This window comes from Fictibacillus barbaricus (genome assembly GCF_031457135.1).
Classification (GTDB): domain Bacteria; phylum Bacillota; class Bacilli; order Bacillales; family Fictibacillaceae; genus Fictibacillus; species Fictibacillus barbaricus_A.
The window spans coordinates 60,699-82,000 of record NZ_JAVDWA010000008.1; the positions used below are offsets into that span (position 1 = coordinate 60,699).

The following is a 21,302-nucleotide window of genomic DNA, read 5'->3' on the forward strand; positions in this document are numbered from 1 at the left end:
ATCCCTGAAACTGCATCCTTCATTCTTCATATTGGGAATAACCTATCAAATTCGTCTTATGGTTTTCAAAAAGATAATCAAAATAGGTTTAGATTCTAGGAGTTCTGTGCTAAAATATAGGAACATGTGTACAGTTTTTCACAATATCGTATAATTAGCGTATGACCCGTTATTCCATTTGGCTAGAATAGTAGCAGGTTAGGGGCGTTTAGAGATGAAATTAATTAATATTGGGTACGGAAATATTGTTGCTGCTCACCGTATCATTGCGGTAGTAAGTCCAGAATCTGCACCGATCAAAAGGTTAATTACGGTCGCCAGAGAAAAAAATATGCTGATTGATGCTACATACGGCCGTAGAACAAGAGCGGTTGTTGTGACCGACAGTGATCATGTCATTTTGTCGGCTGTGCAGCCAGAAACTGTAGCTCATAGACTGATGTCGGTTGACGAAGGCTCAGAAGAAAGTTAGGTTTTGGAGGTTTTTATGGAAAAAGAAAGAGGCATTCTGTTTGTGCTTTCCGGACCGTCTGGTGTAGGGAAGGGTACTGTTTGTAAAGCATTAAGAGCACAAAAGCTAGACATTCAATACTCAGTTTCAGCCACAACTAGGCAGCCGCGTGAAGGCGAACAACATGGGGTAGAATACTTCTTCAAAACAAAAGAAGAGTTTTTACGCATGATAGAAAATAAAGAACTGCTAGAGTGGGCAGAATACGTGGGTAATTATTATGGAACACCGATTGAATATGTAAACCAAACACTCGATGAAGGCAAGGATGTTATTTTAGAGATTGAAGTTCAAGGCGCACTTCAAGTTAAAAATATCTTTCCAGAAGGTGTCTTTATCTTTTTAACTCCTCCAAGTCTTGCAGAGTTAAGAAATCGCATTGTTGGGCGAGGGACAGAAACCGAAGACATCGTCAACAATCGAATGACTGTTGCAAAAGAAGAGATCGAACTCATGCAGCATTATCACTATTCTGTAGTGAACGATGAGATTGAGTCTGCTTGTAATAGAATTAAAGCCATTATAACTACAGAACATTGTCGTGTAGACCGAGTGCGGCCAAAATATCAAAGAATTTTAGGAGCTGACGAATAATGCTATATCCATCCATTGATTCTCTTATGGAAATCATTGATTCAAAATATTCTCTTGTAACTTTAAGTTCAAAACGTGCGAGAGAAATCCAAAAGTACAGTAACCAGCAAATTGCAAAGCCAGTTTCACACAAATTTGTCGGGAAAGCACTGGAAGAAATTCAATCTGGTATTTTAACACCGGTCGGCGAAATCGAAAAAGACTAATAATAGCAGTGAAAAATATACAACCTTGAAAAAAGGTTGTTATTTTTTTGTTCTAAAAACCAATAAAGTTTTTTAAAAGAAATAAATGCTGTAAAATAGATGTGAATTGTATAGGAAATGAGCGGAGGAAGGGGTTTATTATGGAAAAAAAGAAAGTATTGCTTGCCGTATCGGGCGGAATAGCTGCATATAAGGCAGCGACTGTTGCAAGCAGATTATATCAAGGCGGATATGATGTAAAAGTTATTCTTACTGAATCTGCTCAAAAGTTTATCACACCATTAACCTTTCAAACTTTAACGAGACAAGATGTCTACACCGACACATTTGAAGAAAAAAACCCTTCAGTTGTCAGTCACATAGATATAGCAGATTGGGCAGACCTTGTGTTAATTGCTCCTGCTACAGCAAATATAATTGGAAAACTTGCGAACGGAATCGCAGATGATATGCTGACAACTACTTTAATGGCGACGAAAGCTGACGTGTTTGTAGCACCGGCGATGAATGTAAATATGTTTAATCATCCTGCTGTAACTAAGAATATGGAAACTCTCGCAAGTTTCGGATACCGTTTTATCGAGCCAAATGAAGGATTGCTTGCATGTGGATGGGTCGGAAAAGGAAGGCTCGCTGAACCTGAAGAACTGATAGAAGTTGTTCACGCTTATTTTGCTGAAACAGATAAAAAGCAAGATTTGCCTCTTGCAGGAAAGAAATTGTTAGTAACGGCAGGTCCAACGAGAGAAGAACTGGATCCTGTTCGTTATTTTACAAACCATTCATCGGGGAAAATGGGTTATGCAATCGCAGCAGCAGCTAAAAAATGGGGTGCAGAGGTTACTCTTGTATCAGGACCAACCTCATTACAGCCCCCTTCTGGAATCAAAGTTGAAAATGTAATCTCAGCTAGAGAGATGTACGACAAAGTTCTTTCTCATTACAACAGCCAAGATATCGTCATTAAATGTGCAGCTGTAGCTGATTATACACCGGTATCTGTTTTTGAAAACAAATTTAAGAAAAAAAATGATACATGGACCATTGAATTAAAAAAGACAGATGATATTTTAAAGACGTTAGGCGAGAAAAAGGAAAATCAGATTCTAGTAGGTTTTGCGGCAGAAACAGAAAATTTAGAGAGTTATGCCCAGGATAAATTAGAAAGAAAAAATTTAGACATGGTTATTGGCAATGATGTATCAAAAGAAGGATCCGGTTTCGGAAGTGATACGAATGAAATCATTATGATTAAGAAAGATGGTTCAAAACGTACTTTGCCAATTCTTTCTAAAGAGAAGGCAGCCGAAGAAATTTTAGAACAAGTGCTGGATTTGATGAAACGATGATTGCAGCAATCGTAGTTGATGTTCCTTCAGGAAGTGTGAATAAAACATTCGATTACAAAGTTCCAGAACAGTGGGAGAAATGGGCAGAGCCAGGCATGAGGGTCATCGTGCCATTTGGACCTCGAAAACTGCAAGGTTTCATATTAGAGTTAAAGAATTCTTCAGATGTTAAAGGGTTAAAAAATATCATCGAGATTTTAGACCCACTGCCAGTTTTGACATCTGAACTGATCGAGCTTGGTCAATGGCTCGCTGGACATACGCTGAGTTTTTACATTACAACCTACCAAGCGATGCTGCCAGCGGCAATGAAAGCCACATACGAAAAGTTTTTTGTGGTGCTGAAGCAGGAAAACCTTCCTGAACATTTAGCTGTTTCTTTTCCAAGACATGGAGAGTTAAGTTTTAATGAAGTCATGAAAGAATTTCCTGATCAGCTGAATGAATATCTATCACTTGTTAAATCGGGAACTTTAGATGTGATATATAAAGTAAAAGATAAGGCGAATAAAAAGAAAGTAAAATTTGTCTCGATCTTAAATAAAGAGTTAGCAGCAGAATTACTGAAGGAAAACCAAAAAAAAGCAGAAAAACAAAGAGCAGTATTATCTGAATTACTTTATCGGCCTCCTGGTGATTATTTGATGCAGGACATATTAGTCGAGACTGGAGCATCTCTTCCTACTGTGCAAGCACTCGCCAAAAAAGGTATTGTCCAAATTGAAGAAAAAGAAGTATATCGGGATCCGTATAAAGGAAGAAATATCAAACAATCAGAACCACTGCCGTTAACGGATAACCAATTGGATGCCATAAAGCCGATTTTAAACTCCATAGAAAATGATCAACATGACACCATTCTTGTGCATGGAGTTACAGGAAGCGGAAAAACGGAGGTCTATCTTCAATCGATTCAGGCTGTGTTGGATAAAGGTAAAGAAGCCATTTGTCTAGTTCCAGAGATCTCTCTTACACCGATGATGGTAAATCGTTTTAAAGGACGTTTTGGAAGCAGAGTAGCTGTATTGCATAGCGGTTTATCGGTGGGTGAAAAATATGACGAGTGGCGGAAAATTCTTAGAAAAGAAGTATCCGTAGTCGTAGGTGCACGTTCAGCAGCGTTTGCTCCTTTTACAAATTTGGGAATCGTCATAATAGACGAAGAACATGAATCCAGTTATAAACAAGAAGACCATCCACGTTATCATGCAAGGGACGTTTCTATTTGGAGAGGGAAGTATCATTCATGTCCAATCGTGCTAGGAAGTGCAACGCCTTCGTTAGAGGCCTATGCACGTGCAAAAAAAGGGCGGTATATACTTTCTGAATTAAAATCACGCGTGCATTCTAATCCAATGCCTGAAGTAAAAATCGTGGATATGAGAGAAGAATTAAAAAGCGGCAATCGTTCCATGTTTTCAAATGATCTTATGGAAATGATGAAAGATGGGTTAAAAAAGCGTGAACAAACCGTTTTATTTTTAAACCGGAGAGGGTATGCTTCTTTTATTTTATGCCGGGATTGCGGGTATGTAGCAGAATGTCCGCATTGTGATATTTCTCTTACTTACCATAAAAGGAATGCAGCATTAAAGTGTCATTATTGCGGATATCAAGAGACCATCCCTTCTGCTTGTCCTTCTTGTGCAAGTGAACATATTCGCTTTTTCGGAACTGGGACACAAAAGGTAGAAGAAGAACTCGCTAAAGTTCTGCCTGAAGCCCGTGTAATCAGGATGGATGTTGATACAACTTCAAAAAAAGGAAGCCATGAACGTTTATTAACAGCATTTGAAAAGGAAGAGGCAGACATATTGCTGGGCACACAAATGATCGCCAAGGGTTTGGATTTCCCGAAAGTGACGCTCGTGGGCATACTAGCAGCTGATACGATGCTTCATCTTCCTGATTTCAGAGCATCTGAAAAAACATTTCAATTATTAACACAAGTCAGCGGCCGGGCAGGAAGACATGAACTTGAAGGAAAAGTAATCATCCAAGGTTATGATACAGAGCATTATAGTATTCAGCTGGCATCTCAGCATGATTATCACTCATTTTACGATTATGAAATGAAAACAAGAAAGCTGCATCAATATCCCCCTTTTTTCTATTTGGGGTTGTTAACATTCAGCCATCCAGATCTGATGCAAGCTGTAGATGCAAGCGAAAAAGCAGCAAGCTTTTTATCCAGCCGGCTGTCAGAACAAAGTATCATGCTCGGTCCAGTAACTTCTCCTATAGCCCGTATCAAGGATAGATATCGGTATCAGGTCATGATAAAATACAAAAATGAACCAGAGCTCGGAAATTGGTTTGAAGAGATAATTTTTCATTTTCAAAAAGATAAAAGCATGAAAGATCTGCAGATTACAGCAGAATTAAATGCGCAAACTTTAATGTAATAGTGATAAGGAGAAAATATGACCATTCGTAAAATAGTAGAGTTTCCAAATCCCGTTTTAGAAACAAAGTGTGAAAAAGTTACGGTGTTCGATAAACAATTAAAAACGTTAATCAAAGACATGTTTGATACGATGTATGATGCTGATGGAGTTGGATTAGCCGCTCCTCAAATCGGTATACCAAAACAAATTGCTGTAGTGGATGTCGGGGATGATTCGGATCAGATCGTATTAATTAACCCAGAAGTATTAGCAGCTTCAGGAACTCAGACAGGACCAGAAGGGTGTTTAAGTTTTCCAGGATTATTCGGAGACGTTGAACGGCCTTTAAATGTGACTGTCAAAGCACAAAATGCTCAAGGCAAAGAGTTTACACTTAAAGCAGACGGTTTTCTCGCGCGTGCATTGTTGCATGAAATCGATCACCTTCATGGAGTGCTGTTTACTTCTAAAGTGATTTCTTATTACGAAAAAGAAGAATTGGAAGGATAGGATACAATGAAAATCGTATTTATGGGCACACCCGACTTTTCAGTTCCTGTACTTCGTCAATTAGTTGAAGACGGTTATGAGGTGGCAGGAGTTGTGACTCAGCCGGACAAGCCTGTCGGAAGAAAAAAGGAAATCAAACAAACGCCTGTTAAAGTAGAAGCATTAAAACACGGAATCAAAGTGTATCAGCCAATAAAACTGCGTGAAGACTATGAAGAGATTATAGCACTGCAGCCAGATTTGATCGTCACAGCTGCATATGGTCAAATTTTGCCTTCCGCGATATTAGAAGCACCGAAATTTGGATGTATCAATGTCCATGCCTCTCTTTTACCAAAATACAGAGGCGGAGCACCGATTCATAAGAGTATTATCGATGGCAATAACAAGACCGGCATTACCATCATGTACATGGTTGAAAAATTAGATGCGGGTGATATACTTACTCAAGTTGAGGTTCCAATCAATGAAAAAGATCATGTAGGTTCTTTGCATGACAAATTAAGTGCTGCAGGTGCGAAATTATTATCTGAAACAATACCTTTACTTGTTAATGATAAGCTCATACCAATTCCGCAAAATCCAGACGAAGTAACGTTCGCATGGAATATTACAAGAGAACAAGAGAAAATCGATTGGACATTATCAGGCAGTAAGATATATAACCATATCCGCGGACTTCATCCTTGGCCAGTCGCGTATACTTCCTTTAATGGCCAGCCATTGAAAGTTTGGTGGGGCGAAAAAACACCAGCAGTAAAAGAGGCTGAACCAGGAACGATTATTGACGTCGTTGAAAACGGACTGCAGATCGCAACAGGCGACGAAACAAGTATTGTCATTACAGATTTGCAATTATCAGGTAAGAAAAGAATGTCTGCATTGGACTTTTTAAAAGGTACAAATGTTGAATTAGGGTTGAAATTAGGTGAATAATTTGAGTGACAATCTAAGAGCGATTGCTCTAGAGGTATTAGTAAAAGTAGAACAGAATCAAGCATACAGTAACCTGCAGTTGAATCAGGCTCTGCAAAAAGCTGACGTAAATGAAAAAGACAAAGCGCTTTTGACAAGTATCGTTTATGGAACGATACAGCGTAAAAATACGATAGATTTTTACTTGGAGCAGCTATTAAACAAGCCGATTAAGAAAAAAGACCGATGGGTACTTAGTTTGCTGCGTTTATCCATTTTTCAGATGCTGTACATGGATCGTGTTCCGGATCACGCCATCATTCATGAAGCGGTTGAAATCGCTAAATATAAAGGGCACCAAGGGTTAGCTGGAATGGTGAATGGCATACTTCGCAAACTGCAAAGAGAAGGTACTGATGCTATGGATGAAAAACTAGGCAATAGTGCTGAAAAAGAAGCATTAAAATACAGCATGCCCTTTTGGCTTTATCAGCGTTGGAGCAGCCAGTTCGGTGCAGAAAATGCCGAAAAAATGGCGGAGTCAAATCTGATCCCAGCTCCAGTAACAGCGAGAATCAATACGATGCTGAGCAGTCGAACAGCAGTTTTGGATGAATTGAATGAAGAAGGAATAACAGCTGCTGAAGGAGAATTGTCTTCTGAGGGAATTGTAATAAAAAACGGCTATCTTCCTAATTCTAAAGCATATAAAGAAGGTTTAGTTACCATTCAGGATGAGAGCTCAATGCTTGTTGCAAGAGCAGTAGGTGCAAAACCCGGAGAAATTGTCCTTGATGCATGTGCAGCACCAGGTGGAAAATCCACGCATTTAGCTGAAATGATGAAAGGTGAAGGCAGAGTCGTTTCCCTTGATCTGCATCAGCATAAAATAGAGTTAATCAAGAAACAGGCAGAGAGATTAGGCTTAAACAATATAGATGCCAGAACATTGGACGCAAGAAAAGTAAAAGAAGAATTTGAAACTGAATCTTTTGACAGAGTTCTTGTAGATGCTCCGTGCAGCGGTTTTGGAGTAATCCGAAAAAAGCCTGACTTAAAGTGGGCGAAAACGGAGCAAGATGTAAAGAGACTTACAAGTATTCAAAAAGATATTCTACATTCTGCTTCACAGATGGTGAAGCCAGAAGGAATTCTTGTTTATAGCACTTGTACAGTTGATAAAGAAGAGAATGCTGAAGTGTCAGAATGGTTCTTGTCCGAGCACCCAGAATTTGAGTGGGATCCCCACTTCTCTGAAAAGATGCCAGAAAACGTGAAACCATTTATAATAGAAGAAAGATCGGATCTGCAAATTATGCCGCACTATTTTAATAGTGACGGATTTTATATCGCGGCTTACAGAAAAAAATCAACAGGTGGTGAGAAACATGCTTAAACCTTTAACAGATAAACAAACAAAGCCAAATATTAAACCTTCCATTTATTCGTTAGAACTGCACGAACTTGAATCATGGCTGACTGATATTAGAGAGCCTAAATTTAGAGGAAAGCAAATTTTTGAATGGCTTTATAAAAAACGTGTGTCTTCTTTTGAGGAGATGACAAACTTGCCGTTAGGCTTGCGCGAAAAACTAGAAAAAGATTATTACATCAAACCTCTTAAAGAAGTGATCAGACAGGAATCTTCAGATGGAACAATTAAGTTCTTATTTGAACTTCAGGACGGCTATTCAATTGAAACGGTTCTGATGAGACATGAATACGGAAATAGTATTTGCGTAACAACTCAAGTAGGATGCCGTCTAGGGTGTACGTTCTGCGCTTCTACATTAGGCGGTTTAAAGCGAAACCTTTTAGCAGGTGAAATTGTTGCTCAGGTACTTCAAGTACAGCGTGCATTAGATGAAACTGATGAAAGAGTCAGTTCGATCGTAGTAATGGGAATTGGCGAACCGTTTGACAATTACGATGGCCTTATGTCATTTTTGAAAATTGTTAATCATGATTTAGGTCTTAATATTGGAGCTCGTCATATTACGATCTCAACGAGTGGTGTAGTCCCTTACATTTACAAGTTTGCTGATGAAGGCATGCAAATCAACTTTGCGATTTCACTTCACGCTGCAAATACGGAAACAAGAAGCCGTTTGATGCCTGTTAACCGTATGTATCCACTTAACGAACTAATGGATGCTATCCGTTACTATATAAAGAAAACAGGCAGACGTGTAACATTTGAGTACGGATTATTTGGAAAAGTAAACGACTCAGTTGAAAGCGCAAATGAATTAGCCGATCTTATTTCTGATATTAAGTGCCATGTGAATTTGATTCCAGTGAACTATGTACCAGAAAGAGATTATGTACGAACACCGAAAGCACAAATATTTAAGTTCTTAGAGACGTTAACCTCAAGAGGCATAAATGCCACCATCAGAAGAGAACAAGGTCATGATATCGACGCTGCATGCGGTCAGCTGCGCGCGAAGGAACGTAAAGAAGAGACGAGGTGACGTGAAGATGCAAATTGCCTTTCAAACAGATGTTGGAATGGTAAGGAAGCATAATGAAGACAGCGGGGAAGTGTTCACGAAAGGTGAACACTTTCTTGCAGTTATTGCTGATGGAATGGGCGGACATAGAGCTGGTGATATCGCCAGTCAAGAAGCCTTGAAGTGTATTAAAGGCGCATGGGAACAATTCGAAGAGAACTTAGGAAACATTAAAGAATGGATTACAGCGGTATTGAAGGATACGAACCAGCACATTTTTCAATTTTCACAAGAAAATCCTGAAACACGCGGAATGGGAACGACCATTGTTGCTGCTTTGGGAACAAATAAAGAGGCAACTGTAGTACATATTGGGGATAGCCGCTGTTATTTATATTCACAAGGCATTCTGAAAAGAGTAACGGATGATCATTCACTCGTTCAAGAATTAGTGAAAAGCGGACAGATCACAGAAGATGAAGCGGAAATCCACCCAAGACGCAACATGATTATGAAAGCAGTTGGAACGGATGAAACGGTGGAACCTGAGTTTAATGTCATCTCATGGCAAGCGGGTGACTACATTCTTCTTTGTTCTGATGGATTATCTGATAAAGTTTCTTTCAAGAGAATTGAAGAAGCATTGAACAATTCGGATGAAACGGTCAGTGAAAAAGTAGAGAAGCTGATAACATGGGCAAAAAATGCGGGTGGAGAAGACAATATAACTGCTATCCTTATACAAAATAGTTCTGTTACAGAGGCAAAAGGGGAAGCAAGAACATGATTGGAAAAAGAGTCAGCGGCCGCTACAAGCTTTTAGAAGTAATTGGTGACGGCGGAATGGCCATTGTTTATCGGGCAAAGGATTTAATTCTGGATAGAGACGTTGCTGTAAAAGTGCTGCGTTCAGAGTTTAATAAGGATGAAGATTTTATTAGACGATTTAAGAGAGAAGCAGAGTCAGCTACGAGTTTGGACCACCCGAATATTGTAAGTATTTTTGATGTAGGTGAAGATGACGATATTTATTTTATCGTGATGGAGTATGTGCAAGGGAAAACACTCAAACAATACATAAAAGAACACGGAAAGCTTTCTGTTGAAGAATCCTTGCACATTATGAAACAAATAGGATCTGGGATGGCTGTGGCTCACGATCACGGAATCATCCACCGTGATATTAAACCTCATAACATCCTAATAACGGAAAACGGAATAGCAAAGCTGACTGATTTTGGTATTGCTTTAGCCATTACTTCTGCGACGATTACACATACCAATTCCATTTTAGGTTCTGTTCATTATTTCTCTCCTGAACAGGCTCGAGGCGGAATCGCGAATGCGAAATCAGATATTTATTCGTTTGGTGCAGTTTTATATGAGATGGTTACAGGAAGAGTACCATTCGTAGGTGAATCGCCTGTATCAGTTGCACTTAAACATTTGCAGGAAAATGTGATTGAACCAAGAAGGTTGAATCCTGAAATTCCACAAAGTGTCGAAAACATTATTTTAAAAGCGCTGGCAAAAAATCCTTTGCATCGATACAGCAGTGCTCAAGAACTGTTAAATGATATGCATTCCGCTTTAGATCCAGATCGCATGTATGAGCAAAAATGGAACGAAACATCAGACGATGATGAGAAAACGAAATTTATTACACCCATTATTCCGCCAGTACCTGCAGATCAGCCTGCTGATGAAGAAACTGGTAAAGGGAAAAAGAAGAAGAAAAAAAGATGGTGGCTTATTATACTCCTTACCTTGCTTTTGTTAGGCGGGGCAGGAGTAGCTGCGGTTACCATTTTGCCTTCTATTTTTCAATTGAAGGAAGTAAGTGTACCCAATGTGGCAGGCTACGAATATGAAGATGCCTTTGATAAGCTAAAAGCTGAAGGTTTGGATGTAAAACGCCAAGAAGTATTTGATAAAGAAGTAGAAGACGGTAAGGTTATTCGTCAAGACCCAGCACCACAAACAAAGGTAAAAGAGCGGAGCATTGTTACTTTACAAGTTTCCAAAGGACCTGAAAAAGAAAGTATGCCTGATGTAGAAGGAATGAATATAGATTCTGCTAAAGGGCTTCTGCATGAAAAAGGATTTACCAACTACAATATTACCTATGAAGAATCTGATACTGAGCCAGAAGGGACTGTTCTTTCACAAAGACCTGGAAAAGACGGCAAATATACACCTTCGGAAACAGATGTTGAATTGGTCGTCAGCAAGGGCAAACCAACCATTCAAGTGATGAATCTAGGTGGATTAACGAAAGAACAGGTCGATAACTATGCTAAAGGAGAAGGGCTTCTTGTTGAATATTCAGAGGACTTCTCGGAAACTGTAGAAAATGGAAATGTAATTTCACAAGATCCTTCTCCATTTACTCAAGTTGAAAAAGGCGCTACGATCAGTGTGATCCTGTCAAAAGGACCAGAAGAAACAGAACCGCCGCCGCCTCCAGAGCCGCCAGCTCAAGAAACGGCGCCAGATCGAACGACTACTAAAAAAATAGACGTAAAAGTAAAAGGGAAACCAAAAAAAGAACCTTTTCATGTGAAAATTGTCTATTCGGATAAAAATGCGTCTAATAAAGTTTTTGTTGAAGAAGATATTACTGAAAATAAGGAATACACACTTCCATTGACTGTAGCTGAGGGTGGAACAGCTTCATATGTAGTGTTTGTCAATGATAAACAAGAACAGACAGAAACGATTAAGTACGATGATATTTAGGAAGGGGACGATGGTGATTAAGCATGACTGAAGGAAGAATTGTTAAAGCGTTAGCGGGTTTCTACTATGTTATGGATCAAGATCAAATTTTCCAATGCCGGGGAAGAGGAAACTTCCGCAAAAGAAAAGTAAATCCATTAGTAGGTGACTGGGTAGAATATGAGTCCAGCAATAAAACTGACGGTTATATAATGGACGTAAAGGAACGAAAAAATGAACTCGTCCGGCCTCCTATCGCAAACGTTGATCAAGCCATTCTCGTTTTTTCAGCAGTGCAGCCTGACTTTAGTCCTTTGTTATTAGACAGATTTCTTGTTCATATTGAAGCAAATGATATTTTACCTGTTATCTGTGTTTCTAAAATGGACTTAGTTGAAGAAACGTCTGAATATGAAAAGATTCAAATGTACATTGAAAAATATAGAGATTTAGGATACGAAGTAATTCCTACTTCTACAAAGACAGATGATAGTTTAGAGATGTTCTATCCGCTGTTTAAGGATAAATTGACTGTTTTTGCCGGCCAATCTGGTGTAGGTAAATCTTCTTTACTTAATGCGATCAATCCGGAGCTTATGCTAGAAACAAATGAGATCTCCAGTCATTTAGGGCGTGGAAAACATACGACGCGTCATGTGGAATTAATTTTGTTCGGAAATGGACTTGTAGCAGATACACCTGGTTTTAGTTCTCTTGATTTCTTAAATATAGAGGCAGAAGATTTGTCTAAGTTTTTTCCAGAAATGAATGAAAGGCGAGGAGATTGTAAATTCCGTGGATGTTCACATACATCTGAGCCGAAATGTGCGATAAGAGCTGGAGTGGAATCAGGAGAAATCCCTGATTTCCGCTATGAGCACTATGTAAGCTTTTTGCAAGAAATAAAGGATCAAAAACGGAGGTACTAAATGATAAAAATAGCCCCTTCTATTTTATCGGCTGACTTTTCAAAGTTAGGGGAGGAAATAAAAGCAGTAGAACAAGCAGGTGCGGATTATATTCATATCGATGTGATGGACGGGCATTTTGTTCCGAATATTACGTTGGGGCCGCTTGTGGTTCAGGCTGTACGTCCATTAACTGATTTGCCATTAGATGTACATCTTATGATTGAAAACCCTGATCAATATATCGAAGCTTTTGCTAATGCCGGTGCTGATATGATTACTGTACATGTTGAAGCATCTCCACATCTTCATAGAACGATCCAATTGATCAAGAAGACTGGAGTGAAGGCAGGTGTAGTTTTAAATCCGGCAACGCCTGCAAATACCATCAAACATATTATTCATGATATAGATATGGTCTTGCTCATGACTGTCAATCCAGGTTTCGGTGGACAATCGTTCATTAAGAATGTTGTACCTAAAATTAAGGAAGTAAGGAACTTGATTGATGAAAATAAATTGGATGTGGAAATCGAAGTGGATGGCGGTGTTAATGCAGAAACGGCACCATTATGCATTGATGCAGGAGCAACGGTATTAGTTGCTGGGTCTGCTATTTATGGGAAAGATGATTTAAAGAATGCGATAAACGCCATACGTGGTGTATAATGGTTTTGGAAAATAAATAAGCAACCACAGGGGGAGTCTTTTACAAAGGCTGAGAGGGGAGTGTACTCCCGACCCTTTGAACCTGAAGCTGGGTAATACCTGCGTAGGAATGTGGAGTCGTGTGACTTTTTGTAAAGAAAAGCAACCGTGCGCTCACATGCCGGTTGCTTTTTTGTTTTCCTCAATAAAAAGGGGGAAAAAGAAATGAAAAACAGCAAAATTTTATTTTTGACCGAATTATCAATTATGGCTGCACTTTCACTTATTTTAGGATTGATTAAGTTTTCAGGAATATGGGCTCAAGGCGGATCTGTTTCATTAGAGATGGTTCCAATCTTCATTATGGCTTTTAGAAGAGGGGTAAAAGCAGGTGTTTTTACTGGTCTCTTAGTAGGATTGCTTCAACTAGCTGTTAATCCTCAAATCTATTACTTTGCTCAAGTTATACTGGATTACCCGCTCGCGTTCGCCTTGTCTGGATTAGCAGGGTTGTTTGCTCCTTCAATCAAACAAAAACCAGCGAAAAGAACAGCGTTGATGATTACTGGTATTTTTCTCGGCTGTACTTTGCGTCTTTTATCTCATGTAATCTCAGGTGTTATCTTCTTCAGCCAATATGCAGGGAAAATGAACGTATGGCTTTACTCCATTTTTTATAACGGTTCATTTATGGTCATCATTTTCTTTATTACGTGCATCGTCGTCATTTTGTTAACGAACACGGCACCGAAATTATTGCATACAGAGCGCAGAAGCCTTCAGCACACTGTATGAAAATAAGAATTGTTGCAGGTGGTCCCCCATTCTTAATACCAGATTTAAATAGCTGTGATAGTGGATCAGACATAATTTGGGTTGGAGTGGACAGAGGAACATTTGTCCTTTTAGAAGCTGGAATCCATCCAAAACATGCATTTGGTGATTTTGACTCTGTTTCTGATGTGGAAAAAGAAGCAATCATAAGGTCAGGTATTTCTTTGAATGTGTATCAGTCAGAAAAAGATCAGACAGACATGGAGATTGCTTTTTTATGGGCAATGGATCAAAATCCTGATGAGCTCTTATTATTGGGAGCTACTGGAGGGAGATTGGATCATGAGCTTTTAAATCTTCAACTCTTATTTAATAGTCTTGAAAAAAAAGACACGGCGGTTAAAGTGGTTGACAGGCATAACGAAATAACATTGCACGCTCCTGGAACATATCGTATCACTCAAGATGAAAGGTATCCATATGTATCTTTTATAGCTTATAAGGAAGAAGTTTCAGGCATTACATTAAGAGGCTTTAAGTATCCCCTGCAAAACGCAGCTCTGCAGATGGGATCTTCTCTCTGTATATCAAATGAGCTTGTAAATAAAAATGGTACTTATTCTTTTGACTCAGGCATAATAATGATGGTAAAGAGCCGTGATTAATTTAATCACGGAAAACAGGCCCCGATGCACCATTTATAAAACGGGGAATAAATTATAATTATTATGTGTTAGCTCTTATCATTTTTTATGGGCCTGGAGGAGGGGTAAGATGAAATTTTATACCATTAAACTACCTAGATTTTTAGGAGGGTTTGTTCGAGCCATTTTAGGATCTATGAAAAAAGGATAACAAACAAAAAAAGCGCCGAATCGGCGCTTTTTTTGTTTAGCTGATTTAAAAGAACTTTTGAAAAAAAGGGTTGTTGCATACAACTCTCTTTTTAGTCTTCTTTGACAGTTGATTGTAGTGGAAGGTGCGAGACTCCTGCGGGACTGGCGGGCGAGTGAGACACTTAAGAGTGAAACGTCCAAATGTGGCTCACCTCCTGCCCCGGGGAAAGCGAGCAACCTGGATCGAAAATCAACTACTTCCAAGAACAAACTTCTAGACAAAGAAAAAAACAGCAGTTAAACTGCTGTTTTTATTAAACGCGTTCTACTTTGCCAGACTTAAGTGCACGAGCAGATACATATACGCGCTTAGGCTTTCCGTCCACAAGAATGCGAACCTTTTGGACATTAGCTCCCCAGCTTTTCTTTGATTTGTTCATCGCGTGAGAACGCTTGTTTCCTGTTTTAGGTCCTTTTCCGGTAATAAAACATTTACGAGCCATATTAGGTGAACCTCCTTTATAGCAAAAGCTTTGCATCAATTCAATCGTATGTTAAATACTAAATAATATTAGCATGACTCAAGTTGCAATGCAACACATTCATTTTTCTTTTTCAAGTAAATTCCCTTGACAATACTTTTTACATAGTGTGAAATGTAGATGTCCTTTCAAAAAAAGACAATATATAGTACAATGTTTGTTAGCCATTTAACATTCTAAAGGGGGATGTAAGCATGTCCATTGAAATGAAAACAACCTATGGTCAAATTGATATTTCGAATGAAGTAATTGCTACAATAGCTGGCGGAGCAGCAATCGACTGTTATGGGATCGTCGGTATGGCTTCAAGAAAGCAATTGAAAGATGGGATAACTGAGCTTTTAGGACGTGAAAATTTCTCCCGCGGGATCGTTGTCAGACAAGAAGAAGATGAAGTACATATTGATATGTATATCATCGTTAGTTACGGAACAAAGATTTCTGAAGTGGCTCACAATGTTCAGAACAAAGTGAAATACACCCTGGATCAAATGCTTGGTTTAGCAGTTGACTCAGTTAATATCTATGTTCAGGGTGTCAGGGTGACAACCCCTTAGTTAGGAGGAAGGTTCGTGTCTTTAAAAGTATTAGACGGAAAAAAGTTTGCTAACATGGTTCTTGAAGGAGCCGCAAACTTAACAAGAAACGCAGCAATGGTTGATGCACTTAATGTTTTCCCTGTTCCAGATGGAGATACAGGAACAAACATGAATTTGACAATTACATCAGGTGCCAAAGAAGTAGAGAAAAATTCGAACAATCATGTAGGTGTAATTGCCAATGCATTTGCAAAGGGATTATTAATGGGAGCCAGAGGAAACTCAGGTGTTATCCTATCCCAGCTCTTCAGAGGTTTTTCAAAAGCTGTAGAAGGAAAAGAAACAATTACAGCTTCAGAGTTTGCCAATGCTTTTGATAAAGGTGTGGAAACGGCATATAAAGCCGTAATGAAACCTGTTGAAGGAACGATTTTAACCGTTGCTAAAGATGCTGCAAAAAAAGCGGTAAAAGAAGCAAAAAAATCAGACGACATTCTTCATATAATGAAAGAAGTTTTAAAAGAATCAAAAGCTTCATTAAACCGCACTCCTGATCTGCTACCTGTATTAAAAGAAGTGGGTGTTGTAGATTCAGGCGGACAAGGTCTTGTAACCGTGTATGAAGGCTTTTTAGCTGTGTTAGAAGGAAGAGAGCTGCCAAAGGTATCCGTGAATGCTGCTTCTATGAACGAGCTTGTTAACGCTGAGCACCATAAAGCTCAAGTTCATATGAAAACAGAAGATATTCATTTTGGATATTGCACGGAGTTCATGGTGAAATTCGAAACAGCTAAATTGAAAAACAATCCTTTTGATGAGAATACGTTTAGAAACGAACTGAACGAGCACGGTGATTCATTGCTTGTTGTTGCTGATGAAGATGTGGTTAAAGTCCATATCCATACTGAACAGCCTGGCAATATGCTTACACTGGCTCATCGTTATGGAAGCTTAATCAATATAAAAATTGAAAACATGCGTGAACAGCACTCTGCTATTTTAGAAAGTGAAAATACAATCATTCCAACTTATACTCAATCAGAGAAAAAGAAAGAGTATGGGATTGTAACAGTTGCCATGGGTGAAGGAATTGAAGAAATGTTTTCTTCAATGGGAGCATCTGTCATTCAAGGCGGACAAACCATGAATCCGAGTACGGAAGATATCGTTCGTGCTATTCGAAAAGTGAACGCAGAAAAGATTTTCATTCTGCCGAACAACAGCAATATCATTATGGCTTCAGAACAAGCTGCAAGTGTTGTTGATGAAGAAGTGGTAATTATTAGAACGAAGACAGTGCCACAGGGAATCTCATCAATCCTGGCGTTTAATCCTTCTGCAGATCTGAAGGAAAATGAAGAAAAAATGAATGATGCGATCTCCAGTGTGAAATCCGGTCAAGTGACATATGCTGTTCGAGACACGTCAATAGATGGTGTTGAAATAGCAAAAGGCGACTTCATGGGTATTTCTGAAGGGAAGATCATTACATCAAAAACCGATAAAATGGCTGTAACAAAAGAGCTTTTAGAAAAAATGATGGATGAAGATTCAGAAATCGTAACGATTATATATGGTGAAGATTCTTCTGAAGATGAAGCACAGGAAATTGCAGATTTTCTTGAAGAAAAGTTCCCTGATGCTGAAGCTGAAATTCATAATGGAAAACAGCCGATTTACTCTTTCATTTTGGCTGTTGAATAAAAACTAAAAGTATTCTCTCTTAAACTTAAAGTATGATAAAGTTAAGAGGGAATACTTATTTTATTGGGAAAAATGGAATGTGAAGGAGATTGTCATGAAGTATAAAAGTGTATTTGATATTATCGGTCCCATAATGATTGGGCCGTCTAGTTCACATACAGCAGGAGCTGCCCGAATAGGCAGAGTAGCTAGGCATTTATTCGGAAGAAAACCTGATTTTGCGAAAATATCTTTTTACGGTTCTTTTGCTAAAACATACAAAGGACATGGAACTGATGTGGCTATAGTCGGCGGGATCCTTGACTATGATACTTTTGATACCCGGATTGTGGAGGCGCTTACAATAGCGAAGCAAGAAGGAATCAAAGTTACGATGACAGAAGAAGATGCTGTAACAGATCATCCAAACACGGCCCGTGTTATCATTGGAGACAGCGAAGGACAGATAGAACTAGTAGGAATCTCTATTGGCGGAGGTAAGATCGAGATTACCGAACTCAATGGATTTGAACTGAGACTTTCAGGAAACCATCCGGCTCTATTAATTGTGCATAACGATAAATATGGAGCGATTGCCGGTGTTGCGAACATTTTGGCCAAACATGAGATTAATATTGGCCACATGGAAGTATCGAGGAAAGAAAAAGGAAAAGAAGCGTTAATGGTAATTGAGATTGATCAGAATGTTGATGATGTAATAACGGATGAATTAAGTACTCTTCCGATCGTTCAAAAAGTAGTTAAGATACATGATTAAGAGGTGAGTATAATGTTTCGCAATGTAGCTGAATTAGTAGAACTTGCAGATTCAAGAAAATGTAAAATATCAGAAATCATGATTGAACAGGAAATGGAAGTGACCGGGCGTTCCAGAGAAGAAGTGTTTGCTTTTATGGACCGTAATTTAACGGTGATGGAAGAAGCTGTTGAACGAGGTATAACCGAAGATGTAAAATCACACTCAGGATTGACTGGCGGTGACGGAAAACTGCTTCAAGCATACATTAAAACAGGCAAGTCACTATCTGGTGATTTAATGCTTGATGCAGTAAGTAAAGCGATGGCAACGAATGAAGTGAATGCAGCGATGGGAACGATTTGTGCGACTCCAACGGCGGGTTCAGCAGGAGTTGTTCCTGGTACATTGTTTGCGTTAAAGGGAAAGCTGAATCCTACACGAGATCAAATGATTGAGTACTTGTTTGCATCTGGAGCTTTTGGTTTTGTCGTTGCTAATAACGCATCCATTTCTGGAGCAGCAGGAGGGTGTCAGGCTGAAGTAGGCTCTGCTACAGGAATGGCTGCAGCCGCTATTGTTGAACTAGCTGGGGGCACACCATCGCAATCTGCAGAGGCCTTTGCAATTGCTTTAAAGAATATGCTTGGGTTAGTATGTGATCCTGTTGCAGGTCTTGTAGAAGTTCCTTGTGTTAAAAGAAATGCGATGGGAGCAAGCAATGCGATTGTTGCTGCAGATATGGCCCTTGCTGGAATCGTTAGCCGTATACCGTGTGATGAAGTGATTGATGCCATGTACAAGATTGGCTTAACTATGCCGTCAGCACTTCGGGAAACGGCACAAGGCGGTTTGGCCGCAACTCCAACAGGAAGAGAGCTTGAGGCAAAAATATTCGGGATACCGCTGAATAAAAAATGATGATGCTTAGCGATCAGACGACAGCGATTCAAGGTATTGGCGAAAAAAAAGCAGAAGAATTGATGAGTATGGGTATTCATTCTGTTCAGGATCTGCTGGAGTATTTGCCATATCGTTATGAAGACTATCAATTAAAAGATTTAGCGGATATAGCACATGATGAAAAAGCAACGATCGAAGGGAAGGTTCATACTGAACCTTCTCTCCGTTATTTTCCGAAAAAAAAATCAAGATTATCGTTTCGGATGCTCGTTGGGAAATATTTGATTACAGCTGTTATTTTTAACCGGCCGTTTTTAAAAAATCAAATTTCCCTAGGACAAACCATAACGGTAACAGGAAAATGGGATCGAAACAAAATGACATTAACGGTAAGTGATGTTCATTTCGGTACATTTTCAGAAGATCATAAGATTGAACCTGTTTATTCTCTAAAAGGGCAGATGCATGGTAAGATGATGAGAAAAATAATGGCACAAGCTTTTGGTCAGTATAGGGGTCAAATCCCAGAACCGCTGCCGGAATATTTGCGGAATACTTACCGTCTTCCTGGAAAAGAGGAAGCTTTGAAGATGATGCATTTTCCAGTAGATTTTAAGCAATTAAAGGCTGGAAGAAGAAGACTCGCTTATGAAGAGCTATTGTTTTTTCAATTAAAAATGCAGATTTTCAGGAAGTGGAACAGACAGCAATCTGAAGGTGCCTCCATTGTGTTTGATCGCTCTAAACTAGATTCTTTTATTGAAGGACTTCCATTTCAGTTAACAGATGCTCAAGCTAGAGTAGTGAATGAAATATTAAAAGATCTTTCTGAGAACAGCCGAATGAACAGGCTATTACAAGGAGATGTTGGCTCCGGCAAAACAGTAGTGGCAGCGATTGCCCTATATGCAGCTGTAACAGGAGGCAAGCAGGGTGCTTTGATGGTACCAACCGAGATATTGGCAGAGCAGCATTTTACGTCACTGAAAGAATTATTTGCGCCATACGGTATCACGGTAGCGCTATTAACGAGTTCTGTAAAAGGGAAATTGAGAAAGGAAACATTGAACTTGCTGAGTCAGGGTGACATTCAAATCATGGTCGGGACACATGCCCTTATTCAAGATGAGGTGAATTTTCACAACCTTGGTTTAGTGATCACGGATGAACAGCATAGGTTTGGCGTCAACCAAAGAAGAGTATTGCGTGAAAAAGGTGCAAGTCCTGATGTTTTGTTTATGACGGCAACTCCTATTCCACGTACACTTGCGATCTCAGCTTTTGGTGATATGGATGTTTCAACGATAGATGTCATGCCTGCAGGCAGAAAACCGATCATCACCCATTGGGCAAAGCATGGGATGCTCGATCAGGTGCTGGATTTTATGAAAAAAGAAATTTTGTCAGGAAGACAAGCCTACGTGATCTGTCCTCTGATTGAAGAATCCGAAAAGGTAGATGTACAAAATGCCATTGACGTACATGCGCAGCTAAGTCTTTATTTTCAGGAATATCAAGTTGGATTAATGCATGGAAGACTGCATTCTGCAGAAAAAGATGAAGTAATGAGGCAGTTCGCTTCGAATACATGCCAGATCCTTGTTTCTACTACTGTTGTTGAAGTAGGAGTGAATGTACCAAATGCAACCGTTATGATCATTTATGATGCAGAAAGATTTGGATTATCACAGCTTCATCAGTTGAGAGGAAGAGTAGGGCGTGGAAGCGACCAGTCTTATTGTGTGCTGATTGCAGATCCGAAAACTGAAGAAGGCCAAGAACGTATGAGGATTATGACTGAGACAACAAACGGGTTTGAACTTTCTGAAAAGGATCTGGAGTTGCGTGGACCAGGTGACTTTTTTGGGAACAAGCAGAGCGGTCTTCCGGAATTTAAGGTCGCAGATTTAATACATGATTACCGTATTCTGGAAACGGCGAGAAATGATGCTCAGAAACTAGTGAATTCTGATGAGTTTTGGAAAGGTGAGATGTATGCACCTATTAGAGAGTTTCTTGAGAGCAGAGGGATTTTAGATAAAGAGAGGCTCGATTAATTCTTGAAAGAT

At 39.3% G+C, this 21,302-nt stretch carries 22 protein-coding genes and 1 riboswitch; of the genes, 21 read left to right on the plus strand and 1 reads right to left on the minus strand.

The features are described 5' to 3' along the window. Positions 1 to 214: 214 nt before the first annotated feature. The 16 genes from remA to spoVM all read left to right on the plus strand — a co-directional run bounded on the left by remA (position 215) and on the right by spoVM (position 14,828). Positions 215 to 472 (plus strand): extracellular matrix/biofilm regulator RemA, encoded by a 258-nt coding sequence (gene remA, locus J2X07_RS17210; RefSeq protein ID WP_066240628.1) that lies wholly within the window; start codon positions 215 to 217, stop codon positions 470 to 472. Between the two features lie 15 nt (positions 473 to 487). Further along, a complete protein-coding gene (gene gmk / locus J2X07_RS17215) occupies positions 488 to 1,105 on the plus strand; it encodes a guanylate kinase (RefSeq protein ID WP_310261570.1) in 618 nt (205 codons plus the stop codon). Further along, positions 1,105 to 1,311, plus strand: coding sequence for a DNA-directed RNA polymerase subunit omega (gene rpoZ / locus J2X07_RS17220; RefSeq protein ID WP_310261572.1), 207 nt, complete (start codon positions 1,105 to 1,107; stop codon positions 1,309 to 1,311). The genes gmk and rpoZ overlap by 1 nt, the downstream gene beginning before the upstream one ends. Positions 1,312 to 1,451: 140 nt before the next feature. Continuing rightward, on the plus strand, positions 1,452 to 2,660 hold the full coding sequence (gene coaBC / locus J2X07_RS17225) for a bifunctional phosphopantothenoylcysteine decarboxylase/phosphopantothenate--cysteine ligase CoaBC (protein ID WP_396194531.1): 1,209 nt from the start codon (positions 1,452 to 1,454) through the stop codon (positions 2,658 to 2,660). Next, positions 2,657 to 5,065: a primosomal protein N' gene (priA, locus tag J2X07_RS17230; RefSeq protein ID WP_310261575.1), complete on the plus strand. Its 2,409-nt coding sequence runs from the start codon at positions 2,657 to 2,659 to the stop codon at positions 5,063 to 5,065. The genes coaBC and priA overlap by 4 nt, the downstream gene beginning before the upstream one ends. An 18-nt stretch (positions 5,066 to 5,083) precedes the next feature. Continuing rightward, positions 5,084 to 5,557, plus strand: a complete 474-nt coding sequence (gene def / locus J2X07_RS17235; RefSeq protein WP_310261576.1) for a peptide deformylase — start codon at positions 5,084 to 5,086, stop codon at positions 5,555 to 5,557. Positions 5,558 to 5,563: 6 nt separating this feature from the next. Next, entirely contained in the window at positions 5,564 to 6,493 is a 930-nt protein-coding gene (fmt, locus tag J2X07_RS17240; protein ID WP_310261579.1) for a methionyl-tRNA formyltransferase, read from the plus strand. Position 6,494: 1 nt separating this feature from the next. After that, positions 6,495 to 7,868, plus strand: a complete 1,374-nt coding sequence (rsmB, locus tag J2X07_RS17245) for a 16S rRNA (cytosine(967)-C(5))-methyltransferase RsmB (protein ID WP_310261582.1) — start codon at positions 6,495 to 6,497, stop codon at positions 7,866 to 7,868. Beyond that, entirely contained in the window at positions 7,861 to 8,946 is a 1,086-nt protein-coding gene (gene rlmN, locus J2X07_RS17250; protein WP_310261586.1) for a 23S rRNA (adenine(2503)-C(2))-methyltransferase RlmN, read from the plus strand. Before rsmB ends, rlmN begins: the two co-directional genes overlap by 8 nt. Before the next feature lie 7 nt (positions 8,947 to 8,953). Further along, positions 8,954 to 9,712: a Stp1/IreP family PP2C-type Ser/Thr phosphatase gene (locus tag J2X07_RS17255; RefSeq protein WP_310261589.1), complete on the plus strand. Its 759-nt coding sequence runs from the start codon at positions 8,954 to 8,956 to the stop codon at positions 9,710 to 9,712. After that, a complete protein-coding gene (pknB, locus tag J2X07_RS17260) occupies positions 9,709 to 11,664 on the plus strand; it encodes a Stk1 family PASTA domain-containing Ser/Thr kinase (RefSeq protein ID WP_310261592.1) in 1,956 nt (651 codons plus the stop codon). Before J2X07_RS17255 ends, pknB begins: the two co-directional genes overlap by 4 nt. A gap of 23 nt (positions 11,665 to 11,687) precedes the next feature. Continuing rightward, on the plus strand, positions 11,688 to 12,572 hold the full coding sequence (gene rsgA / locus J2X07_RS17265; RefSeq protein WP_310261596.1) for a ribosome small subunit-dependent GTPase A: 885 nt from the start codon (positions 11,688 to 11,690) through the stop codon (positions 12,570 to 12,572). Continuing rightward, positions 12,573 to 13,220, plus strand: a complete 648-nt coding sequence (rpe, locus tag J2X07_RS17270; RefSeq protein WP_310261599.1) for a ribulose-phosphate 3-epimerase — start codon at positions 12,573 to 12,575, stop codon at positions 13,218 to 13,220. 19 nt (positions 13,221 to 13,239) lie between these two features. Beyond that, positions 13,240 to 13,347, plus strand: a riboswitch (TPP riboswitch). A 77-nt stretch (positions 13,348 to 13,424) separates the two neighbouring features. Beyond that, positions 13,425 to 13,994 (plus strand): energy-coupled thiamine transporter ThiT, encoded by a 570-nt coding sequence (gene thiT, locus J2X07_RS17275; protein WP_310261602.1) that lies wholly within the window; start codon positions 13,425 to 13,427, stop codon positions 13,992 to 13,994. Then, entirely contained in the window at positions 13,991 to 14,638 is a 648-nt protein-coding gene (locus J2X07_RS17280) for a thiamine diphosphokinase (protein ID WP_310261605.1), read from the plus strand. Before thiT ends, J2X07_RS17280 begins: the two co-directional genes overlap by 4 nt. A 109-nt stretch (positions 14,639 to 14,747) precedes the next feature. Beyond that, entirely contained in the window at positions 14,748 to 14,828 is an 81-nt protein-coding gene (gene spoVM / locus J2X07_RS17285) for a stage V sporulation protein SpoVM (RefSeq protein ID WP_310261718.1), read from the plus strand. 295 nt (positions 14,829 to 15,123) lie between these two features. On the opposite strand, the gene rpmB is transcribed toward spoVM, so the two are convergent. Further along, entirely contained in the window at positions 15,124 to 15,312 is a 189-nt protein-coding gene (rpmB, locus tag J2X07_RS17290; protein ID WP_066240673.1) for a 50S ribosomal protein L28, read from the minus strand. A 233-nt stretch (positions 15,313 to 15,545) separates the two neighbouring features. Here rpmB and J2X07_RS17295 point away from each other — a divergent pair, with 233 nt between their 5' ends. The 5 genes from J2X07_RS17295 to recG all read left to right on the plus strand — a co-directional run bounded on the left by J2X07_RS17295 (position 15,546) and on the right by recG (position 21,290). After that, positions 15,546 to 15,908, plus strand: coding sequence for an Asp23/Gls24 family envelope stress response protein (locus tag J2X07_RS17295; RefSeq protein WP_066240675.1), 363 nt, complete (start codon positions 15,546 to 15,548; stop codon positions 15,906 to 15,908). Positions 15,909 to 15,923: 15 nt separating this feature from the next. Next, positions 15,924 to 17,594 carry a DAK2 domain-containing protein gene (locus J2X07_RS17300; protein WP_310261608.1) on the plus strand — a complete coding sequence of 557 codons (1,671 nt, stop codon included), beginning with the start codon at positions 15,924 to 15,926 and terminating at the stop codon, positions 17,592 to 17,594. A gap of 94 nt (positions 17,595 to 17,688) precedes the next feature. After that, positions 17,689 to 18,351 (plus strand): L-serine ammonia-lyase, iron-sulfur-dependent subunit beta, encoded by a 663-nt coding sequence (sdaAB, locus tag J2X07_RS17305; protein WP_310261612.1) that lies wholly within the window; start codon positions 17,689 to 17,691, stop codon positions 18,349 to 18,351. Between the two features lie 12 nt (positions 18,352 to 18,363). Continuing rightward, a complete protein-coding gene (sdaAA, locus tag J2X07_RS17310; protein WP_310261615.1) occupies positions 18,364 to 19,251 on the plus strand; it encodes an L-serine ammonia-lyase, iron-sulfur-dependent, subunit alpha in 888 nt (295 codons plus the stop codon). Continuing rightward, positions 19,248 to 21,290, plus strand: a complete 2,043-nt coding sequence (recG, locus tag J2X07_RS17315) for an ATP-dependent DNA helicase RecG (protein ID WP_310261618.1) — start codon at positions 19,248 to 19,250, stop codon at positions 21,288 to 21,290. The genes sdaAA and recG overlap by 4 nt, the downstream gene beginning before the upstream one ends. The last annotated feature ends 12 nt before the right edge of the window (positions 21,291 to 21,302 follow it).

Coding starts and splice junctions, on each gene's coding strand:
- remA (WP_066240628.1), top strand. CDS start 215: ATGAAATTAATTAATATTGGGTACGGAAATATTGTTGCTGCTCACCGT.
- gmk (WP_310261570.1), top strand. CDS start 488: ATGGAAAAAGAAAGAGGCATTCTGTTTGTGCTTTCCGGACCGTCTGGT.
- rpoZ (WP_310261572.1), top strand. CDS start 1,105: ATGCTATATCCATCCATTGATTCTCTTATGGAAATCATTGATTCAAAA.
- coaBC (WP_396194531.1), top strand. CDS start 1,452: ATGGAAAAAAAGAAAGTATTGCTTGCCGTATCGGGCGGAATAGCTGCA.
- priA (WP_310261575.1), top strand. CDS start 2,657: ATGATTGCAGCAATCGTAGTTGATGTTCCTTCAGGAAGTGTGAATAAA.
- def (WP_310261576.1), top strand. CDS start 5,084: ATGACCATTCGTAAAATAGTAGAGTTTCCAAATCCCGTTTTAGAAACA.
- fmt (WP_310261579.1), top strand. CDS start 5,564: ATGAAAATCGTATTTATGGGCACACCCGACTTTTCAGTTCCTGTACTT.
- rlmN (WP_310261586.1), top strand. CDS start 7,861: ATGCTTAAACCTTTAACAGATAAACAAACAAAGCCAAATATTAAACCT.
- J2X07_RS17255 (WP_310261589.1), top strand. CDS start 8,954: ATGCAAATTGCCTTTCAAACAGATGTTGGAATGGTAAGGAAGCATAAT.
- pknB (WP_310261592.1), top strand. CDS start 9,709: ATGATTGGAAAAAGAGTCAGCGGCCGCTACAAGCTTTTAGAAGTAATT.
- rsgA (WP_310261596.1), top strand. CDS start 11,688: ATGACTGAAGGAAGAATTGTTAAAGCGTTAGCGGGTTTCTACTATGTT.
- rpe (WP_310261599.1), top strand. CDS start 12,573: ATGATAAAAATAGCCCCTTCTATTTTATCGGCTGACTTTTCAAAGTTA.
- thiT (WP_310261602.1), top strand. CDS start 13,425: ATGAAAAACAGCAAAATTTTATTTTTGACCGAATTATCAATTATGGCT.
- J2X07_RS17280 (WP_310261605.1), top strand. CDS start 13,991: ATGAAAATAAGAATTGTTGCAGGTGGTCCCCCATTCTTAATACCAGAT.
- spoVM (WP_310261718.1), top strand. CDS start 14,748: ATGAAATTTTATACCATTAAACTACCTAGATTTTTAGGAGGGTTTGTT.
- rpmB (WP_066240673.1), bottom strand. CDS start 15,312: ATGGCTCGTAAATGTTTTATTACCGGAAAAGGACCTAAAACAGGAAAC.
- J2X07_RS17295 (WP_066240675.1), top strand. CDS start 15,546: ATGTCCATTGAAATGAAAACAACCTATGGTCAAATTGATATTTCGAAT.
- sdaAB (WP_310261612.1), top strand. CDS start 17,689: ATGAAGTATAAAAGTGTATTTGATATTATCGGTCCCATAATGATTGGG.
- sdaAA (WP_310261615.1), top strand. CDS start 18,364: ATGTTTCGCAATGTAGCTGAATTAGTAGAACTTGCAGATTCAAGAAAA.
- recG (WP_310261618.1), top strand. CDS start 19,248: ATGATGATGCTTAGCGATCAGACGACAGCGATTCAAGGTATTGGCGAA.